Origin of the sequence: Iodidimonas nitroreducens, assembly GCA_000710935.1 — a bacterium.
GTDB lineage: Bacteria > Pseudomonadota > Alphaproteobacteria > Sphingomonadales > Rhodothalassiaceae > Iodidimonas > Iodidimonas nitroreducens.
The window spans coordinates 1-20,174 of the sequence record BAYV01000012.1; the positions used below are offsets into that span (position 1 = coordinate 1).

At 55.3% G+C, this 20,174-nt stretch carries 21 protein-coding genes and 1 pseudogene; 1 reads left to right on the forward strand and 21 read right to left on the reverse strand.

Going from position 1 to position 20,174, the window contains the following annotated elements; all coding sequences use genetic code 11:
- A pseudogene (locus AQ1_RS05590) lies at positions 1-267 on the forward strand (malate synthase G); the annotation flags it as partial.
- A gap of 144 nt (positions 268-411) precedes the next feature.
- On the opposite strand, the gene AQ1_RS05595 reads toward AQ1_RS05590, so the two are convergent.
- The 21 genes from AQ1_RS05595 to AQ1_RS05705 form a co-directional block, all read right to left on the reverse strand.
- Entirely contained in the window at positions 412-846 is a 435-nt protein-coding gene (locus tag AQ1_RS05595) for a hypothetical protein (RefSeq protein WP_042085142.1), read from the reverse strand.
- Complete coding sequence (locus AQ1_RS15085) at positions 846-1,349, reverse strand: hypothetical protein (RefSeq protein WP_150007076.1); 504 nt, start codon at positions 1,347-1,349, stop codon at positions 846-848. The genes AQ1_RS05595 and AQ1_RS15085 overlap by 1 nt, the downstream gene beginning before the upstream one ends.
- Positions 1,346-2,152: a TIGR04255 family protein gene (locus AQ1_RS05605; protein WP_081837109.1), complete on the reverse strand. Its 807-nt coding sequence runs from the start codon at positions 2,150-2,152 to the stop codon at positions 1,346-1,348. Before AQ1_RS05605 ends, AQ1_RS15085 begins: the two co-directional genes overlap by 4 nt.
- A 377-nt stretch (positions 2,153-2,529) precedes the next feature.
- Complete coding sequence (locus AQ1_RS05610) at positions 2,530-3,366, reverse strand: DNA adenine methylase (RefSeq protein WP_042085151.1); 837 nt, start codon at positions 3,364-3,366, stop codon at positions 2,530-2,532.
- A gap of 178 nt (positions 3,367-3,544) precedes the next feature.
- Entirely contained in the window at positions 3,545-3,949 is a 405-nt protein-coding gene (locus tag AQ1_RS05615; RefSeq protein WP_042085153.1) for a 3TM-type holin, read from the reverse strand.
- A 33-nt stretch (positions 3,950-3,982) separates the two neighbouring features.
- A complete protein-coding gene (locus AQ1_RS05620; RefSeq protein ID WP_042085155.1) occupies positions 3,983-4,510 on the reverse strand; it encodes a glycoside hydrolase family 108 protein in 528 nt (175 codons plus the stop codon).
- Complete coding sequence (locus tag AQ1_RS05625) at positions 4,507-4,932, reverse strand: hypothetical protein (RefSeq protein ID WP_042085156.1); 426 nt, start codon at positions 4,930-4,932, stop codon at positions 4,507-4,509. Before AQ1_RS05625 ends, AQ1_RS05620 begins: the two co-directional genes overlap by 4 nt.
- Before the next feature lie 18 nt (positions 4,933-4,950).
- Complete coding sequence (locus tag AQ1_RS05630; RefSeq protein WP_042085158.1) at positions 4,951-5,727, reverse strand: hypothetical protein; 777 nt, start codon at positions 5,725-5,727, stop codon at positions 4,951-4,953.
- Positions 5,727-6,104, reverse strand: coding sequence for a hypothetical protein (locus tag AQ1_RS05635; RefSeq protein WP_042085160.1), 378 nt, complete (start codon positions 6,102-6,104; stop codon positions 5,727-5,729). The genes AQ1_RS05630 and AQ1_RS05635 overlap by 1 nt, the downstream gene beginning before the upstream one ends.
- The gene (locus AQ1_RS05640; protein WP_150007075.1) at positions 6,104-6,409 is read right to left on the reverse strand and encodes a hypothetical protein; all 306 of its coding nucleotides are present in this window, start codon (positions 6,407-6,409) and stop codon (positions 6,104-6,106) included. The genes AQ1_RS05635 and AQ1_RS05640 overlap by 1 nt, the downstream gene beginning before the upstream one ends.
- Positions 6,410-6,411: 2 nt before the next feature.
- A complete protein-coding gene (locus AQ1_RS05645) occupies positions 6,412-8,154 on the reverse strand; it encodes a hypothetical protein (RefSeq protein ID WP_150007074.1) in 1,743 nt (580 codons plus the stop codon).
- A 7-nt stretch (positions 8,155-8,161) separates the two neighbouring features.
- A complete protein-coding gene (locus AQ1_RS05650; protein ID WP_042085166.1) occupies positions 8,162-10,618 on the reverse strand; it encodes a glycine-rich domain-containing protein in 2,457 nt (818 codons plus the stop codon).
- A gap of 11 nt (positions 10,619-10,629) precedes the next feature.
- Positions 10,630-11,013: a hypothetical protein gene (locus tag AQ1_RS05655; RefSeq protein ID WP_042085168.1), complete on the reverse strand. Its 384-nt coding sequence runs from the start codon at positions 11,011-11,013 to the stop codon at positions 10,630-10,632.
- Between the two features lie 2 nt (positions 11,014-11,015).
- Positions 11,016-12,737 (reverse strand): hypothetical protein, encoded by a 1,722-nt coding sequence (locus AQ1_RS05660; protein WP_042085170.1) that lies wholly within the window; start codon positions 12,735-12,737, stop codon positions 11,016-11,018.
- On the reverse strand, positions 12,734-16,030 hold the full coding sequence (locus AQ1_RS05665) for a phage tail tape measure protein (RefSeq protein ID WP_152550392.1): 3,297 nt from the start codon (positions 16,028-16,030) through the stop codon (positions 12,734-12,736). The genes AQ1_RS05660 and AQ1_RS05665 overlap by 4 nt, the downstream gene beginning before the upstream one ends.
- Positions 16,014-16,658, reverse strand: a complete 645-nt coding sequence (locus AQ1_RS05670) for a DUF6441 family protein (protein WP_150007070.1) — start codon at positions 16,656-16,658, stop codon at positions 16,014-16,016. Before AQ1_RS05670 ends, AQ1_RS05665 begins: the two co-directional genes overlap by 17 nt.
- Positions 16,659-17,094: 436 nt before the next feature.
- Positions 17,095-17,787: a hypothetical protein gene (locus AQ1_RS05685; RefSeq protein WP_042085178.1), complete on the reverse strand. Its 693-nt coding sequence runs from the start codon at positions 17,785-17,787 to the stop codon at positions 17,095-17,097.
- 49 nt (positions 17,788-17,836) lie between these two features.
- Positions 17,837-19,033: a hypothetical protein gene (locus AQ1_RS05690; RefSeq protein ID WP_052371020.1), complete on the reverse strand. Its 1,197-nt coding sequence runs from the start codon at positions 19,031-19,033 to the stop codon at positions 17,837-17,839.
- Positions 19,034-19,070: 37 nt separating this feature from the next.
- Positions 19,071-19,514 carry a hypothetical protein gene (locus tag AQ1_RS05695; protein ID WP_042085179.1) on the reverse strand — a complete coding sequence of 148 codons (444 nt, stop codon included), beginning with the start codon at positions 19,512-19,514 and terminating at the stop codon, positions 19,071-19,073.
- Positions 19,507-19,788 carry a hypothetical protein gene (locus tag AQ1_RS05700; RefSeq protein WP_042085180.1) on the reverse strand — a complete coding sequence of 94 codons (282 nt, stop codon included), beginning with the start codon at positions 19,786-19,788 and terminating at the stop codon, positions 19,507-19,509. The genes AQ1_RS05695 and AQ1_RS05700 overlap by 8 nt, the downstream gene beginning before the upstream one ends.
- Positions 19,789-19,821: 33 nt before the next feature.
- The gene (locus AQ1_RS05705) at positions 19,822-20,148 is read right to left on the reverse strand and encodes a DUF2190 family protein (protein WP_042085183.1); all 327 of its coding nucleotides are present in this window, start codon (positions 20,146-20,148) and stop codon (positions 19,822-19,824) included.
- Positions 20,149-20,174: the final 26 nt, after the last annotated feature.

The window sequence follows — 20,174 nt, forward strand, 5'->3', positions numbered from 1 at the left end:
CATCTGGCCAATTGGCTGCATCATGGGGTCTGCGATGCGGCGCAATTACGCAAAACACTGGAGCGGGTAGCCGCCCTTGTGGATCGCCAGAATGCGAGCGATCCGGCTTATCAACCCATGGCCCCGGATTTTGAGGGCTCCATTGCCTTTCAAGCCGCCTGTGATCTGATTTTCAAGGGCCGCGCCCAACCCGCTGGCTATACCGAGCCTGTTCTTCATGCCCGGCGGCAGGAAGCCAAAAAGCGCAGCAAAGCACAGGACGCCTGAAGCTAAGGGCCTGAGTTTAAAGCTATCGCCCCAAAGCCTTGAACCTTGGGCCTTCATGCTCCGGGGTTCAGGGTGGGATCATCAAATTTAAAATCTCAGATATCCCTTTCCCTTTATTAAGAAAAGACGTGGGCTACCAAAAAGCTATCTGATTTCTACATCCTGAAGGGACACATACCATTTTGCAGTCTGCTGCAGGCCACTGACTTGGTCGCGTCTAAAGCGGTTGGGGCGAGGACTCCCCCACACCTCGCCATGAGAAGGATTGTCGGGAAGCGGATCATATCCAATCCACAATGCCAAAGCCCGCACGTCACAAGCTTTGAAAAAGACTGAACCCGTGAAAACGGGTGTCGTCACATATATTTTGGGATCGTGGCCTTCTGCACGTATCCGCGCCTCTAAATCGACCGACATGCCCCCATTCGGACCAGAGGATGGTTTGAATGCCTTCGATGATATGCGGTTATAGCCCCGATTTTTATCGAAAACTATGTGCTGTTTTGGATTGATACGACGAATGATCTTATGATCTGCTTGAATTTCTATCGCATCATGCGGCGCCACGACCGACGACATCAGTTCGCTGCAGCCCGCAATGCTGAGCGATCATCTCCAAGCATCGCCACCCAAATTGCCAATCGGGTGAAATCAGTCCCAAGCTCCAATTCTTCTTCTGCGCCAGTCAGATGATCATAACGGGTGGCCATCACCTTATAGGGGGCAAGAATATCGATTTCGATATCCAGATGATTCATGTGCCACTCGATCTGCACCGTTCCATCGGCACCGGGAACAAGCTGAGGCGCGTCAACACCATCCACATAAAGGCGCTCAATCAAATTAGCAGCAAAATCTGCACAACGGAACGAAACCGGGAGTCCCTCATAGCCATCCCATCCTCTAGGCAGGGAGGTCAGCTCATTCAAACGGCTCCCCAGTTCCCTTACCCATAAAGAATTGTGGGAGGGGACACGCAGTTGAGTTCCACTGGAAGGAAGAGACGAAATATTATCAGCATGAGACGCGTAATTTGAAAAATCCGTCTGAAAGGCTGTGCTGAATTGCGCCAAGGCATTCATTTTTGCTTCTCCCAGAATTTATGCGCTTTTTCCGTCGTTATGTCGCAAAAGCGGGTCACGATGGCCTGCCGTCCGGCGGCAAGAAATGCCATGGCAGACGCAATATTATTTCCCGCCGGTTTTCCCATAAAAGCTAAATTCAATCTGAATGCTTTATGTTTGCCATCTGCCGAATAGATGGAGTCTATCTCATGCCTTAACCGCGCGAAGGGCGTATCCGCACCATCCTTGATCACCTCACTAAAACCGGCATTCACGCCCTCGATGTCAAACAAACAACCGTTCAAGATACGCAGCCATTCACCAATTTCCGAGAAATGATCGACAGGAATGATATTCACATAGGTAATTTTGGCCTGATCAATATCCAGATCATAGCCAAAATCCGCCGCAAAATGGCTGGCAAGCTTTGCCAGATTGTTCTCAAAGCCTTCAGCGATTCCTTCGAAGCGAGGATAGGGCGGGGAATTTTCTGCCTGCTTGCGCCAGTTTGCAATGAACCTGTTAGGCTGAAATTGGAGCAGGTTATTGCCATCTTTGGACAAGAACCACAGCCTGCTCCCCAAAGGCGGTTCACCAAAGGATATCTTTGGTCCAGATTGAACATTGGCACCGCCAAAAGTTTCATATTGTGAGTCAAGCAAAGACTTTTCCTGCACTTCAGGAAACTCTCTTTCAAACAGACCCCAAATCTTTGCCGCATGAACGGGTTTATAACCGGGCACGGGTGCAAACTGCACCCCCAATACCACCTCGTTCAAAGGCGGGTTCGTAAACTCAGGAAGATGATCCGGTCGCGTCATAACACCTCACTAAGCTACATGTAGCGAAACTGGAATCGCGTTTCCATATTTTTCTGCAAAGCCTGTCTGAATTTTATGGAGAATTGCTTGACAGTGCGAAGAAACCGACTCTTTTTCAACGCAATAATGTAAATGAGAAAATTGGAAGGCTGATCCTTCCTGTGCAGATAAACTGCATTGGATTCAGATCATAATGATCATCAGGTGGGACAAAACCACCGCCTAAGACATTGAAATATAAGGGATCAAAAAAGAAGTGGTGCCCAGGGGCGGGACGAACTTATTATTATATTTCATTATGTTAGATGCTGGTGGGACAACTTCTTGCCCCACCAGTTTCCTTTGGTTTTCACAAGGGAGTGTCCCACTTCTTGCTCTCAAATCAGCCTGTTTTGTTTGCCAGACAGAAAGTGTTGATCGCTGGCAATAATGATTTCTCGTGCGGAACATCCGGATGATCGGCCAAGGCTATAATTCAAACTAACCTCCTTCACCGGCCATCCTGCAAAGGCCGCCCGCGTTTCCACACAATCATTGATGGTCAGTAGAAACCCTCCCTTCAGATTTTTCAAGCAATCTGCAAGGAGTAAAAAGTCAGCCTTCAAGAACAAATCCTTCCCGTAATAATCTTCGGACCCGTAATAGGGTGGGTCGAGGAAAAAGAGCGTCTCATCCGCATCATATCGGGATAGAAGCTGATCATATGGCAATCGCTCAATCACAACACCCGATAGCCTTTCGTGCAAAGCTTCCATGATAGGTCCGAGTCTGTACATGTTGAAAGCACTTGGCGAAGATGCATCAACACCAAAAGTACGGCCAGTCACCTTTCCACCATAGCTTGTCCGTTGCAGATATAAAAACCGTGCAGCCCGTTCCAAATCTGTCAGTGTCTCCGGGTCAACTTTGCACAGGCGATCAAACTCGGCTCGCGTCGTCAGATAAAAACGCATCATATCAAGAAAAGCCGCATAGTGCCTTTGCAACACCCGAAACAGGGTCGCAATATCGCCACTGAGATCGTTGATTATTTCTACTCGCGGTCGGAGGGTGCGACGCAGAAATACGCCACCCATGCCAACAAATGGTTCAGCATAAGTTTTATGATCGATTGAATCGATCATATCCACCAGAGTAGATGCCAACGCACGCTTGCCACCGACATAACCGGCAAGGGGCGAGATTGGCCGCACATGAGAATAACTGGACTCCATATTCAATCCATTGATACACACACCCCGCCAGTGGCCCTGGCGCGGGGATGGCCGTAAGACGGCCGATTATGGCCATGGGCGACACCACGCCCGGTTCGTGGCGTTGGCGCGCCACGTCCCCCCGCTCGGTCGCAAGGGAAATTCTGTTTCTTAAAAGGCTGGAATCAAGGGGGTTTGTTTATTTATCCCTGCACACGCCGGCGCGTTTTTCGTATGTCCTCAGCCCTGCCATCCCCAGCATGGCAAGCACCAGCTCCATCAGCCGATTGCTTGCGATATCCGGGAGGCTATAGGTCAGTTCAAGGCCCCAAAGGATCAATGCCCAGTTGCCAACCGGCTGCCCGATGAATTCCCATGCCAATGCCACGCCACACACCCAGCCGATAAAGGGGCGCCATCCGGCTACGAAAATCGACTTATGCGCGGCTTCGGCTTTATTGACATCGATCTGGCCCACATTAAGAGCCAGCAGATGATCAAGAACCTGCGTTTTCGCCTTCAGTTTCTGATCTTTGTCCACAATGAACTTGTCCAGAATGCCATCGATGGCACCGGCAATATCTCCGATCAATGGAAATCCCATCGCCTCTCTCCGTCCTGAAAATGAATCACACCATCACCGCTCACCGTACCCGCCCATAGCCAAAGTCCGTTTTACCCAGCCATAGGCGAACCGCACCTGATCAGGCTTTTGACGAATGCGCTCCACATGCAGCGCCAGGCGCTCGATCATCAAAAAATCTTTTATGGTATGAACATTCGCGTCCCTCACCGCCGCCACGGTTTGCGGGCCGATGATTCCATCACCAGCCAGCCTATAGCCCGCCAGACCCAGAGCGGCTTGCAGCGCTTTGGCGGCACGATGCGGGCCAAACAACACCCCCATATCCACCACCGGCTCCTGCAGCCCGGGGGGCAAGCGGTCAAAGCCGGGACTTTCAATGTAGTTTTTTTGGTAGATCGCCCGCGCTTCCTCGCGCTTCAGCGCACGCACATCACTTTCCGTTACGGCATCCACGCCGCGCGCATGTGCCAAAGTGCGCATGGTTATGCCCATATTGGTCGCCCCACCATGATCAAGCGGGTCATTCACGAAGCCGCCTTCCCGATCGATGATCCGATCAATAATTTCGTCAAGGCTCATAACGTCTTCTCCCTGTTCATTGCATCAAGGCGCTCATCCCGCCTGCCATTGGCGTAACTATCTTCCAGCCGCCATTTATCGATATCGTCCAGTCGCTTCTCGGCACGCACCCCGGCCTGCCAGACCGGCCACAATGCTGCGGATCCCATGGCCATCATCAGGCCGACAGCAGCAATCAAAACCTGCCATTGCGGCCTCTCGCGGGCCGCCACCCGATCACGCAGCCTTTCCATATCGCTGCGGTTTTCGGCGGCGATACGATCGATCGACTCTTTCGTAGACAAACTGGAGCGCCCCACCGTTTCAGCGAGGGAGGACACAGCGTCGGTCACATGCTTGATGTCTGTCACGAGACTGGCCACGGTCGATTCAATCTTGGTCACGCGGCCATGCGGCACGCCTGTCTCATGGATATCGGTCATCACTGATCCCCAAATATTTCAGATCATGCTCAAAAGACGTGTGCGCCATTCCCACCGGTCGTAATGCCGCTGCGGGATTTCGATATCTTCATCCAAAAATCCCCAGAACATGCGCCGAGCAAGGTTCTGGTCCTCCAGCGGGTCCGTCACCACCAGCACGCTCCCCGTTTGACCAAGTCTTTCCAAAACAGGCATCAGGGATTCCTGCACATCCATTTGCGAAATATTTGACCAGGCAATCTCCAAGGTCCGCAGCCGCGCGCCGATGCGCCGGTCGAGCGTGCCGAATGTCGTGATGCTGGCCCGGCCAAGGTCCCGGATCCCGGGTGCCATCCCAAAATTGAAATTGCGTTTGAAGGCGAGCCTGCGCCCGATCACCAAACGGCCAGCTGCAAAAGGCTGAGATAGGCCAGAAAAATCAAACCGCCACCAACGGTAAGGCTGAGTGTCATCAGCACGCCACCAGCTATGGACCGCCCCAAAAGCCCCCGATCTGCCTGCAGAAAAATTTACCAGGCCGGAGTCAAAACCAGGGGAAACGGTCAGGCCTGCGCGGGAAGACGCGCCCCGCACCCTTTGGCTTGCTGCCTGTCCCTCTGTGCTGAGAAAAGATGCAAAATCCACAGAACGCACATCCCCCAGATCCACTTCAACCCAACCAAGAGGGGCCGTAACGCCGCGATGGACAACACCGATCATATCGTCATTGATTGCCTGCGGCTCCGTCCCCGCTGCCGATCCATCAGCAAAAGCTGCAACAATCGGATAGGGTTCAACGAGAAAAGCATGCGCCATCAAACCTGCCCTCGAAACAATTCCAGCGCCGTTGTTCCCGCTTCGAGATCAACGGCCATTCTGGAAACAATGAAATCCACATCCACCAGATGCAGCTCAGCATCACTCAGGCGGGCGCCAGGCGCTTTAGTTGGTTTAGGCAGATCGATCAGGGCACCGGAAACTGACACAGACAACCTCTGAGGCAGCGCCATCAACAATGCGGCCCGCTCGGCATTCACCGCCTGCGCCTGAGCCAGATCATCAAAAAAGCTCACCCGCGGGCGGTCAGCAGTATCGCGGGCATCTGGATGTATGGCGCGGATTTCCGGTATTTGCTGTGTGACGAGCCGCATGTCGCGGGTTGCAAAAGCGGCCCGATCCGGACTGGCGGGCATCAGATGATCAGCCCGCGTAAAATTACCAACGCCAAAACCAGAACAAAGCCGCCTTCCAGCCATTCGCGGATATCACCCCGCCAATTGAAACGTCGGATCATTTCTTTGCTGACCCCGCGCCCGCCCTGTTTCGCCTGCTCTTCTGTCAGTTCTCGCAAAATCCCAAGCGAGGCTGCCCCCAAGCCAATAAGGACAACGCCCAAGACCGCGAACGGAGCCGAGGCCAGAAGCAAAAGCGCCGATCCGGCCACAAAAAAACCGCCAATGAAGGCGGTTCCAAGTCGGTGTAAATGTGCATCTTTCATGATCATCTCCTTAATCTCCTCACTTCCATACGTCCTCTTCTGATCTCCAGCGCTGGTGGCATCGATGCGTTGCCGGAGCTTGCCGCTGATACGCGCACCTGCACGCTCAACACATTATTGCCGCCTGTGCCTCCATAGCGGGCTTGAAAAGGGGTCGCGATACTGATGGTGCCGCTCGCGATGCTATCCCATTCCATCAGCACACCGCTGTTTGCGATCGGCACGCCATCGCGCAAAAGCCGTGCCGCGATCAGCCAGGCGCTGCCACCGGCATTATTGGCCCAAGGGGTAAGGGTCGTGCTGATCTCGACCACATCTCCTGAATCGCTCTGCACACTGGCGGAAAGCCCCGGAACGCTCGTCCACGTCCCGAACCCACCGGAAACGAGGCTAATGGCTGAAGTGCTGTCTCGTTCTGCGGTGATTGTCACAGCGCCGGATCGAATGCTGTTTGTAACGACAAGCTCGCCGCAAACCTCCAGTTTGCCATTCTCCACCTGCATAATGGGTTTGGCACTTGTGCCGTCGAAAAAGCGAATTGTAGTGGCTTCAAAGTCGAGATTAGCCGTCCCGTTGGTTCCGGTTAGGTCGATGCGTCCGATAACTCTGCCGTCTTGGTTTATACGGAGTCCGATACCCGTTTCGACCTTCGTAACGCGACCATCGATCACCGTAATAGCCGTTTGTTGCATAATCTGTGACGACCCCTGCGCAACGACCGTTCCGCTTAGAGTGGTGAGTTGAGCAGCGGTGCTTAATTGGGCGTCAGATAAAATATCTAAATCGTCACCCTGTGCGCTCACCTGAGACTGAAGGCTTAGTTGGGCATTACCAAGCCCAGAAACACTGTTTTGGAGATTGTTAATCTGGGCTGATGTTATGATATCAGCCTCCGATAGCGCTGTAATTTGACCCCCTTGGGACGTGACCTGAGATTGAAGATTAATCTGCCCTGTCGAGAGCCCAGAAACGTTATTCTGGAGATCGTTGATTTGGGAATTTATGCCGATGTTCGCGTTAGACAGGGCTGTAATTTGGCCATTCTGGATCGATACGGCATTAGACAACTGTACGATGCCATCCGCAACGAGAGCAATATCATCGAAGATAAGTTCGACGTTCGTCGTTCCCAGAATGTCTACATCTTCATTGCGAATAGCAACATCTGACCGAAAGCTATCGAGCCTTAAAGCACCTTCAATACCCTCCTCCGCGATAATGACAACCTGAGCCGTGGCAGCGCCCGCAGGGGCTGTGGCCAGCAAGCGCACAGGCTCATAGCGCTCAGCCGGGAAAAAGGCATCCGCAAGCGCCCCGCCCAGGCTATATCCATAAACGAGACCCATCGGGGCCAGTGCCTGCACCTGCACAAAATCAGGCTGAGCTATACGATAAGGAGCGGTAACACCCGCACCGGCTAGATCATGTATTTGCGCAAGTGCGGGTTCGCTGATGACCACAGGATAAGCAAGGGCATCAGGGGCAAGCGCGTTGACGATGGTCTGGCCTAAAAACGGCCGCGCCAACTGCCACCCCGCAGTCATCCTGTTGGCGGCCAGATCATGGCGACCTGCCAGTGATCCTGTGCCGATCTGCGTGGCTAAAACAAGGGGATGGCCATTAAGAACATGGACCTGCCCGGATGCGGGGCGCGAGAGCCGTGGTGCAAAGACAATCCCCTCAGGAGAAAGGGCGACCTTCCCACCAGCCAATCCGAATAGAAAAAATTGGGCTTGCGTCAGCACAATAGGATCACTCGTCAAACAAGAGTGTGAGTTTACCCGATCCACCCTTGCCGGACCCTAAGAACCCTGCGCCAGAGCCACTGCCACGAACGGCGTCTGCACTGATGCCGGATGTGCTCCCGTCTGTGCCACCGTCTTGTCCTCGCCCTTTTGTGCCATTGGCTGTGATGGCACCACCCCCGCCCGCACAGCCGTTTTTGCCGATGCCGCCATGTCCTGCTTGAAGACTGTTGGGACCACGAGCATCACCCCCTGCATGTTGCGTGCCCGGACCCCCAGCACGACTGAAGCCGGTAGGACTGCTCACGCCGTCGCCACCCTTTGAACCGGCACCCGCACCGCCACCAGCGGCAATCCCGGATGATAAGATCACATCCGAGAGATCGAGCGAGGTCGCGCCTAAAAGAAGGTCTGGAAGAGGGTCGTCGCGGACGAGCACAGCCCCACCAACAAGCGTGTTCGGCGTATTGAGGCGATAGGTTCTGATGCTGTTCGTGGTGCTGATTAACACATGGAGAAATGTGCCATCTTCCGATAGGGCGAGACCTGTTGACTCGAATGCACTTGTAAATGTTGGATCAAGATCAATTCTTTGGCCGGTGCTGCCATTCACAACCAGTGTTCCACCAACAGGACCATTGACTTCACGAATGCGCGAGAAAGCTGTTGCGCTCCAATCCGCAATGAAGAAGCGTTCATCGCTGACTTGAATGCCCGCTGATATAAGGCTGGAAAATCCCGACAGAGTTGATGTCGCTGAAAAGCTGACGCGACGCGCGTCATTCGGCCCGTTGAGCAAAATGATTTTGTGAATTGTAAGTGTGGTTGTCCCCGCGATCAGAAAAGCGCTTGTTTCGTCATCACCGATGATGATTTCTCGCAGATTTAAAACCGTCCCCGTAAAATCTTCAAAATCAGAAACCGTCACTTTATTGACCATATCGGGTCTAAAAGGGACTGTTAGATCAAGAATAATCAGACGATCGCTTGTATCATCATAAAGCCAGATATGGCGGCCATCTTTTGTGTATTTTGCCGCGACGAGGTTAGTAAAGGGGGTGCCCAGAGTCGCTTCTTCGGCACTGGTAATCGGCCCGGTTTCGGTAAGGAAATCAAGCGCAGGGATACGGAAAACCTTGAGGTCTGTGACTAGAGAGTCCGCGCCTACACCTCCTGCAACATTCCCGGCCGACCCGAAGTAAAAATCCCCAGAGAGATCAGGCGAACCAAGAAAACCCGGCCACTGGTTAGAAATATTTGCGTCCAGCGTGAAGGTGTTCACGAAGGTTCGTGTTGTCTCATCCCAAGGCGTTGAAAGGGCGTAGACTTCAGCGATCCATGTGTTCGCGGTCGCATCACTTTGCCATCCGATGATGTGTGTGCCGTCGCGGGTGAATTGTGGGTGGACGACAGTATTTCCACCCACGACGGACGAAGTGATCACCGTGTTAACATCTCGACGCAGAGTCATGCCTATGATGTTCCACGCCGTCGGCAAATCCCATAGTGCCCAAAGGGTACTGCTTTGCATCAGATAAAGGATCAGGCCGTCGTCTGAGATCATGACTTTTGACGGTTGAAGCGAAACGCTATCAAAAATCGTCACGCCGCCTAAATTGCTCCACGCACCCGCGATGTCCCATGGCGCGGATAGATCAAACTGACGAACGGTATTATTGTTTGAACTCGCCCCATCGTAAACAACCCAAAGGCGCGTTCCATCAGGTGAGAGATCGAAACCAGTGACTGGGTTTGTGTTAGCGGTGAATTTCGCGCTCACATCCGCAACTTGATCGAGGGCGCCAAGCTCCGATAAGTCACTAACTCCCGCGAGCGGGAAGCGCAGCAGATGTGCGCGGCTCACACCCGCGCCGTTTGGTCGCATACCCATCACAAACAAATAAGGTCCCGCAGCGCGAACATGGATGATGCTTGTCAAAACGCCGCCCAATATTCCCGAATAAGCAACTTCGGTTGCCGTTGAAAAATCCTGCGGACTTTCAAGGCGCAATGCGCGCATCACCGTCAAATGATCAGGATCGGCTGTATCAAGTATGAGAGCGTGTTGAGCGGGTTGAGGATCATCCGCAGAGCCACCCCCATTGCCACCCTCTCCGCCGTCAGGAGAGCCGGGACCTGCTCCCCGCCCGCCACCTTTGAGAGTGAGGGAGAGCGCCCCGGACATCACAAGATCGCCACCTTTCTCCCCCGGTCCCTCTACCGTCACGCCCGCGCCCGGTTCTGGAATTGTGATCGTCAGATCGGGTTGACTGCCATCGACGATCAGCACACCCTCAAAATATTCCCCTGCGCCACCGCCACCGGCAGGAGCCAGCTTCCCGCCAGCACAGCCCCCGCTACCCCCAGGCGCATAGCCGGTGACATGAATAGCCTTGCCATCTTCCCATGAAGTGGGTCTGGGGATTGCGGTGCTTTCCGAAAAAGTGAGTGTTTTTAAAGCCATGTTAAATCCCTTTACGCGCTAACGGACGGCAAGGCCTCAATGGTCAAGGCTGATAATGTCCATACATTGCCCGCAGTCACGGTCTGTGCTGCCGATAGGGCATTTGATGCCACCAGCTTTGTATCATCAATCAGCGCCCAGAATGCAGCGGTCCCATCTGCTGTCACGGCTCCATCCATGATGGGACCGATGGTGATCAAACGATCCTCGTTCGAAGTTTCGTCTGTTCCATCTGCAGGGGCGCTCACTGACGGGCCGATTTTTTCTCCGAGGCTTCCTGCAATCGTCTCATCTCGATCCGCTGGCGCGATCTCTAAGATGTGCAGTTCTAGTCCCGTCAAGCCAGCAACGCTGGCAAGGCCGTTATCCCGGATATCGGGGTGCAGAAAAGACATGATCAAACCTCTTGTGTGATGGTATCGATGATTTGGCCCAAAGCATCGCGATAGCGGATGCCGATCCGGGCGGTGCCGCCTAGAAGATTGGTTTTATTTGCCCAGCACTCCAAAATGGTCCGATTGCCCGGCTGCACGGGGCTGATGCGGCTATTATGCGTTTCCCCCGGATCGGTGATGGTGATATGCGCCGCCGCCGATAAGCTGTTTGCAACATCCCCTGTGGTGACTGTCGCCCCATCCCACCCCCGCTGGCCCAGCCGAAAATCAGGATTATCAATGGCCAGGCTAATAAAGGCGGTGGATGCCTGCGCCTCCACATCTTCGGCAGGGGTCGAGCCAACGGGCGTGCCGGGCGGTGCCCCGATGGTACCTGTGGATGCAGGTGCAGCTTCAAACACTGCCCAGAAAGCGACATCGGGCGGGGCGTTTCCCGCCGTCGGCGTGGGACTGATATACAGATAACGGGCACCATCGCCAGCGCGGATGATATTGCCTTCACGGTAAGTCTCACCCATGTTGAAATCGCCGCGATCAACAAGCGGCGTGGCAAAGGCCACCTCATCAAAGCTATGAACGCGCCAGTTTCGCTCGGCCCCCATCTGCAGCCGCCAAAAAGGCGGACCCACATCCAGCTCTTCAATGTCCAAAACCGCAGGACGGGCACGACCGTCCGACCGTAAAATCAGGTCGGGTGATAAATCTCCAATAATGCGCGGAGCGATAAACTTCCCGCGCCAATCCACGCCCGCAGCGGCATTGCAGCTCTGAGCAATCTCCTGCAAAAGCTGTCGTGCCGGGATTTTGTCACGTTGATAAAGCGACACAGCAATTGATGCCTGCGGATCGAGCGCCGCCAAGCCTGCATCCAGCGCCGCAAGGGAGGGTAGATCAACGCGGTCTGACGCACCGGCAAGCCCGGCCAGCGCGGCCATAACCTCGCCTGGTGTCCGCAGATCAACACGCGGCACCACGTCCAAAGTCAAAACACCAGAGGGCGGCGCGCCGAAGCCGATGAAGCCCTGTGCAGGGACCACGGCGTAGAATCCCGGAGGAATATCACCGCTATCCAGTGCCTGAGCCAAACTGTCGTAACTGCCAAACGTCGCCGCCGGCGCAGGAAAGGCTACCGCCCGCTCGAATGCCGCCGCCACGCCACCGGTCATGCCATACGCATCATACTGAAAAATAGACCGGGCAATATCTACAGCCACCGGCTCCACGCCGCGCGGTGCGCCAATGGACAAGGGCTTTGCTATTCCCCTCAGATCTGCGCCCCCCTCCGCACCGCCAGTGCCCGCATAATCATCAGGCAGGATCGGTCTGTCCATCCAAGCATCATCCACCGTCAACCGTAAAATCAGGCGGCCATCGCGTAAGGTCGCGCTATCGACAAGCCCCACAAACCATGGATCCAGTCCTGTCGGGTCATCGCCGGGTTCGCCCGCCCAAATGCGGCAAGCCCGCCGACCCCATGCCAACGGCGGCAGATCCCCCAAGGCCGAAAGTGATAGTTCCATCTCCCCCGCGCCTGAGCTGATCTGGCCCGAAAAAGCGCCATCAAATAGATCCAGCGTCAGACCGGGGCGCCTGGTCACTGCAGGCCGCCAGACCACCCCCCCGGCGCTGGTTATCCTGCGATCATTATGGCTGGTGATCCGCAATGTCCGCGCAAGGCCGGTCAGCCGGTCGATAGGTAAAACTTCAGCCCAGATCACCGTCATCGTGCAAACGCCCGGTCCGGAAAGGCGACACCGATGGTGTTTGCCAAAGCACCGCCGCCAAGCGTCCGATTAATGGAGGCTAAAGTATCATTGGCCCGCTCAAGCAAATCCCGCATAGCCGAAGTTTCGCGTGCCGTGGCACTGGTAGCGTCTTCAACCAACCCCATATCTGGGAACGGATTAGCGACATCCTCGACCCCGGACCCTCCCCGCTCGCTGTTTTGAATGGCCATCTCCGTCAATTCCCGCACGTCATCAAAGAGGGCGAAAAACCCCGCCGTTGAGCCTGACAATTGCCGCTCGATATCAAGAAGCTGCGAGGCCACGCGGGTAAATTCAGCCTGATCAACTTGTTGGCCTGAGGCAATCTGGGCTTCAAACGCCTCGAATTGCGGGGCAATCAAGGCCCGCTGATCCCGCAAGGAAAGCGGTGAACTTTCACCGATTTGAAGTGTTTCGAGAAAATCCCGTAGAACCCGGCTTTGAGCGTCGGCCTGATCTTTCAAGATTCGCTCACGTTCCAAAACAAACAACTCTTCAAGCGCCGCCAATTCCGACGTGCTTGCACCCACCGCCAGAAACGTGTTTTGCAGATCCGTAAATTCTCGGTTCAGATCATCCAGCGCCGCTCCCAAAGGATCGGTCAGCGCCTTCAGACGGCGCGGCACACTTTCCAGCTTTGCCGCATCCTCAATCACTTGCTCAATCGTCGTCGCTGTGGCCGAGCGCAAAATCCGGCCTGCTGTCGCGCCCACGCCATCAACAATGCCGCGGCTGAGTGCTGTGGACAGCTGTGCGGCCAAAGCCTCTTCCTGCGTGCCAAATTGGAAAACACCATCCCCCTTGGTTCGCCCCTGCCCTGCCGGATCGAACGTGAATTTCTTGCCCCGCGTGCCAATCGTTCCAAGATTAATCCCGGATGCAATCTGGCCGCCAATCCCGGAAACAATTTGCTCAATGGTGGATATTGTCTGATTGGCAAAGGTGATGGCCTGATTCTCGCGCCCACTGCCGCGCCCGAAACTATCAATCCCAAAGCGCCCAAATTGTTCAGAGTTGACTGTCGCCACGCCAAACGGTGTTGATTTCAGCAAGCCGCCAAGCACACTGCCCAGCAGCCCACCAAAAATCTCTGCACCCGGGATCGGCACGAAAGAGCCAATGCCCCCCCCAATGGCCCCACCGGTCTGGCTACCTTCAATGCCAAGCCCCTTTAAAACGGACGCCGCCGCAAAACCCGTGGCCGCACCACCACCAACCTGCCCCAATGTTTCCGAAATACCCTTGGTGGCATCGCCAAAATCAAGGCCCAGGCTTCCGAAGACATCAGTGGCAAGGGTTCCAAATTCCTTAAACGATCCTTTAAAGGTATCGCTGAAAGACCGGCCCAACGTGCCGAGAAAATCGTCATCGGTCAGGGCCTTCGACACCCCCTTTGCAGCTCCATCCGGATCGAACACATTTGGAAGAGCACCGGGAACCGTCCCGGCCAGAAGATTTGGTACCCCCCGCGCAAAAACGCCCGCAGGCACAGGCGATGCTGAAGCCTGCGCACCCGCTGGTGCTCGCCCACCCAGCAAACCTGATAGCACGCCGCCCAGCGGACCGCTTCTCCGCGCAGCGGACTGCCCTGCAACCGCATCCCCAAGAACGGCGGCGGCCGCCAGATCAGATAAAGCCGACAATCCTGCCGCTTTGAATGCCTGCCAAAAGCTTGTGCCCTGATCCGAAAACAGATTGAAGAAATTGCGCGACAGGTCGCGAAAATCCTGTTCGCGTTGCCGCGCCAATTCCTTAGAGGCTGTCTGAGCCGCCCGCGCGGCTTGTTCCTGGGCGCGTTGTGCGGCGACCTGTTCTTTATTTCGAGCAGTCAAAAGCTGCTGCTGGCGAACCACCTCACGGGTTTGCGCCTCCAGAAAAAACAGCGCTTCGCCATCAATATCCTTACCGCGCGCGCGTAGATCGTTCAGCGCCTTAATAACCTCGGCTTCATCATCCCGACCCGCGAGTTTGAGCTTGATAATAGTGAGTTGAGATTCAAGATCATCGCTAATGCGCCGCTCCAGCTGAGCCGATTTCAAGGCTGCATCGGCTTCCTCTTTACGGGCTTGGGCGATGGCTGACCGCACATCCGCCGACGTCCGCTCCACCTCCAGTTTGCGCGCATCCAACGCCGCCGCTTTTTCAGCTTCAAAACGATCAGCCTCATCAAATTGAAGTTGCTCGCCCCGCAATTGCTGGATTCTTTGAATCTTCTGCTTTTCGAGCTCGATTTCTCGATTGTTCCTCAAGATAATCCGCTGATTAAAATCCGGCACTCTCGCATTACCATCGTCACCAACCGGCCCACGAAGAGAGGCATTCTCCCGCTCAAGCTCAAAAATCTTTTTGGCAGCATCCTGCGCCTGCCCCAAAAGGCTGGCCGAACGTTCCGCTTCGTCGTTGAGTCGGCCCAAAAACAGGCCAGCCGCACGCTGAAGGCCCCCGCCTGAAAACACCAATACTGCTTGTTCCAGCAAGGAAAGATCAGCCACGGCTTCTTGCGGAATTTTATTCCCCAAGATCGTTAAAAGCCGATCCCATTCATCTGCAAGCGCATTGACAGCGCCGGTCAGCCCCTGCTGTTGAGCGCCTGCAGATCCCCCCACCGCGCGCCTGAGATCATCCATCAAAACGCGGGTGGCTTCAGCCGTTTCCCCTGCATTTGCCAGTTCAGTCACCGTGCGAATGGTGGCTGTGCCCAGAAATTCCATGCCGTCACGTAGATCGGTCACGGTACCGGACGCAATATCCTGAAGCGCCCGCCCAACGCGCCTGGCATTGGTTTGAAGATCGCCTCCAAATGAGGCGCTCAAATCTGCCGATAATGTAATGACCTCTCGAAACGTATCGCTCGCGACACCTCGGAAACTGGATAGAACCGATATGGCGCCCAAAGCCTGCTCGCGGGTCTGCAGGGAATTTTGCTCGATGCTGGTGGCCAGCCCATCCATCTCTTTTCGTGTCAGGCCCGTGGTATTTCCCGTTGATCGCAATGTCGCATCCAACGCTCGGAAAGCGACGGCCTCATCTTCCGCGGCGCGGCTGGCACCGCGCAGGGATAGGGCCAGCCCCCCTAAGGCCGCTCCAGACACCAAAGCTGTGCTGGAAAAACCCCCCAGCAGTCCGCCGACCACTGGAATTTGGTTTGAGAGACTTTGCAGCCCCCCCCTCATCTGCCCGATCGCATCATCAAACGCTTTCAGATCAGCGCTGGCAGCGATACGGATATCAACATCATTGCGCTGCATCATCGCCTCCCTTCAACGTCCTGTATCTGTCGCTATAGGCCTGTAAGAAACGGCGGTTCACCTTCGACAGTGCCGCCGGTATCGAAAATCCGGCCCGAATTCTTGTTTTTCTAACCAAAACGAAAACTGGATCCGACGCCACGGGGCGACCGTTGATCGTGCGCCGCAGGCCGGGAAGGGTTGGCCGCACAAGCAAAGCCAAACCACTCTTTAACGGCACGAAAACCAACCGCGCACCGATACGCTTTTCAAACTCTTCCGGTGTCGGACGCTTTCGCCCGGATCGGCCCGCAGCGGGCAGTGGAATAGCCAACCAGCCACCGCGTGCAGATCGGATGGTGGCTCCAAATGCAAAAGCGCGCATGGCGGATCGTGTACGCTCACCGCCCCTTGGAAAAACCAGCGCTGCCGGATTGCTTGAAAGCCCGCGCTCGGGGAACAGCTTACGGCTCCACGCCCGCCACAATTTACCCCGCACGGCTCGCTTGGTCGCCTGCTCCAGATCCTGTTCCAACCGCCGACTGGCGCTATCGAGTCCAAAGCGCACGGACCGAAGCACACGCCTACGCTCTTGGCGCAATCGGCTATCAATGCGCGCTTGATCGGCGCGCACTGTCAGGGCTGCACGCATAGGCAAATCCCCGGAGGGTTTCCCCACCGCTGGTCCCGATGATAATCAAATATGTGATTTAGCAGGCAGACCGGCCCGCAACCGGATCAGGAAATGAGCAGAAGATAGGCCGCAAAAGACCCAGCACCAGCCCCTGTAGCAATAAGAAGCAAGGATTCCAGAAAAGTCCGCCTGCGCCGACGACGACGATGAAGCATCGAAAAATCCTTTCAGTCTGCTTCCCATAGATAGAAACGCCGCCGCCGCCCGTCAAGATTTTATGGACGGCCATTGGCTGATGACAAAGCCTTGAAAGCGCGCCCGATAGAAACAAAGGCATCCATCAACCAGGCGGGTTGATCGCCCACCCCCCCGGCTGCGGGCAGGCGCGCAGACATTTGATGACATTGGCACATCGACCACAAGTCGATCACCCGCCATGTCCATAAAGGCAATGTCAATCGCGGGTTTTCTTCGAAGATTTCCTGACCTGCCCCTGTGTCGAGGACCCAGCCTTTGCCGCCTGCGCTTTTCCGTCCTCCGACAAAATGCGCCGGTCGGGTTCGGACGAAGACGGCGCGGATGAGTTTTTTTCCTCTTCCGGCCTCAGATACATCATGCGCCGCAGTTCTGTCCCGATAGCCAAAAGGTCGGCTGGCGGGATCAGATTAAGCATTTCATTGGGCACCATACCATCCGCGCCCATGCGGAATTCACAAGGGCCGTTCTCCCACCCCTTCAAAAAACGTCGCGCAGCGCATAAAGGCATCAATCGCACATAGCGAGAGCGCATCGCCACCATTTCACGGTAAGCTGGCCAGTCCTCTACCAACGACCGCTCAAGGCGATCCCAACGCTGGCGCTGGTTATCGTCAAGCGAGTCTGGGACCATCTGTACTTGATCGACAAGATCAAACAATAGCGCCACATCACCGCCCGATGCCTTCAAAGCCGCACGGGCCTCATCGAACAGCTCCGTATCAGAGTGGAACCGGCACCCGAATCGATCCATATCACTTTCATATAACGCTCGCTCGAACACATCGGCGGGCTTCAAAAGATACACGGTCGCAGGCTTTTCGCCACCACCGCCTTGCCGGTGCGGCGGCGTGTAGCGCACCAGATGGGTTGATAGAGAGGGGATCATCATAGCTCCTTCAATTAAAAACGATCAAAGCCGGATCAAAACCGTAAGAGTTTCAGGCGAATGTCAAATTGACAGCTGCTCCGGCTGTCCCCGTGGCATCCACGGTCAGTTGTTCAGCCTGAAGTCCATCGCTTTCAGATTCATCACGTCCGACAATTTTCCCTTGAGGGATAGACAGATAAATCCGACTGCCCGCCATCAGACCCCATTGGATCGCTACCGGCTGTTTACGCTGGGACTCCAGATCAGCCAGAGTGTCGCGGGTCGCAAGATCGGTGGTCTGAGGATCGATGGTCAGACGCACATCACGGCCATTTACGATGGCCGCGCCAAAACCCTGAAGGCTGTTTGGATCGGGTGGGCTGGCCACCGTATTGCCGCCGGTGAGCGTGACACGACTGACAGCGGCAAGTCCGCGATCGATCAGGAACGCCGGGCTGGGGTTGATGCCTTGACGGAAAAACGGCGTAGGTGCCCCGCCAAACACTGCATCACTGGGCATACCCGGTTCTGACCGTCCTGCAAAAACACCAGTCAAAGTGAAGGTGAAAAAGCCAACACCGCCGCTGGTCACTTCAAGCGTGAAATCTCCGCGACAATCCAGATATTTGTATAGATGCCCATCCTCGTATACATAAGCCGTCCCAATCTTCATAGGGTCAGCATCGTCGTCGGTAAAAGGGCTATAGCGATAATTGGCCGGGATGCTCGATCCGTTCGACGTGCCAAGGGCCGGTGAAAAGCTTTCCGATAGAGTTGCAACCTTTGCGTCACTGTAATCAAGAATGATCGGGGTTCGACCTGCCACCCCCGTGCCAGATAAAATCAGCGGCATGCCGCGATACGCCTGCGCCGTCGCGGAAAAAGACGCGCCCAAAGTGGCATCGATGGCCGTTCCTGAAACCAGCGCTTCATTGGCAATGGCCTCGGTGAACTTTTCCTTCCACCCGCAAACCTCTAAAAGCCTGCCCAGAACAGGCTTGATCATATCCGTATAAGTTGTCCCTGCTCCACGCACACGCGTGCGGAAGCTGATCGTTGCGGGCTCACCCACCACCAGCGGTTCCCCGGCATCAAGCGACCCGGTCACTTCGGTGACGTCTTCAACACGAAAGCCCGATGTCTTGGAAAAGCCATCCTGCTCAATGGGAATGGCATCGGTGCTGGCAGCGGGTGCCGCATCAACGCCGATCACCGACTGATGTTTGAACAAGAACAGCCTGTTGCGCACGCGCACCTGCTTGCCCATAGCGTCTCTCCTTAAATGATTCTGTTCTGAAATGTGATCAGATAGCGACGCGAGGGTTTCCCGGTGCAGTCTCATAGGTGATGAGAAGATCGAAGCTCATTTCTCCGATCCGTCTGGAAGCATCACGCACGACCCGCTGTTCCGAAAGATCGCCCTCATTGATCAGCGCCATTTGCTGCAGAACCGGATCACTGTGGATCGCGGTAAGTGTCTGAGCGTAAAGCTCGTTCAATAAACTGGATAAGGCAGCGCCCGATGATGCTTTTGCGATGATGGTGACCGTCATCCGCATCTGGTAACGCACAAACGCCGCAGTTTCCGATAGCACCGCCTGCCCCTGATCGTCGATCAGCAAAGCAGGCAGCAGGCTATCCGACACATCGGAATCTCTTGCCCGCTCTACTAAAGCCACGAGAGGCAGCGCCGATAGAAGGTCTGTTACTGAAACAAGCAACCGTTCACGAACAGCCAGTTCAGTCACCAGACACCTCCACCAGCAGATGCACTTCATTAAGATCGGTGCGCCGGTCCACGGATTTTACATACCAGGCATCACCAGCTTCATCCGTTAGAATGTCCCCCTCAAAGGCCAAGGGTAGATCATCGGACCGCACCATGAAGATAACAGACCGACTAATGCCGCTATGGCCCAGATCGGGCAGATCCCGAAAAATGCGGACGGCGCGGAAGGCTCGGATCGCTTCACCTTCTCGCTCATGGGTGACAGGCTCCGATCTGGGCGAGCGGAAGAGCACTGACCGAAGCCTGTCAAGCCCGTACCCCATTATTCAGAACGACCCGTTGAGCCGCACGCGGGCTGTGGCATCGCCGCTCGCCGCAGCCGCAACCGCGACCCCGATCAGGATATTTCCGCTAGCAGTGCCAGTGACGTTCTTGCTGGCCGCCGCCCAATAAACCTTCTGCCCTTGCGTAAACGCACTGGTGGATTTGGTGATATCGAAAACCCCTTGCGTTACCACCTCAACCTCGGCACCCGCCGTGGCGTCGCTCGCGGAAACGCCGAACAGGCTCCCCACCAAGACCCCATCTCCCGACAGAACATCCTCCGGCGCGGTCACCGTCACAGTGGCGCCATGCTGCACAAAATTTTTCATTAAGCCTCTCCAAATTTGGATATAAA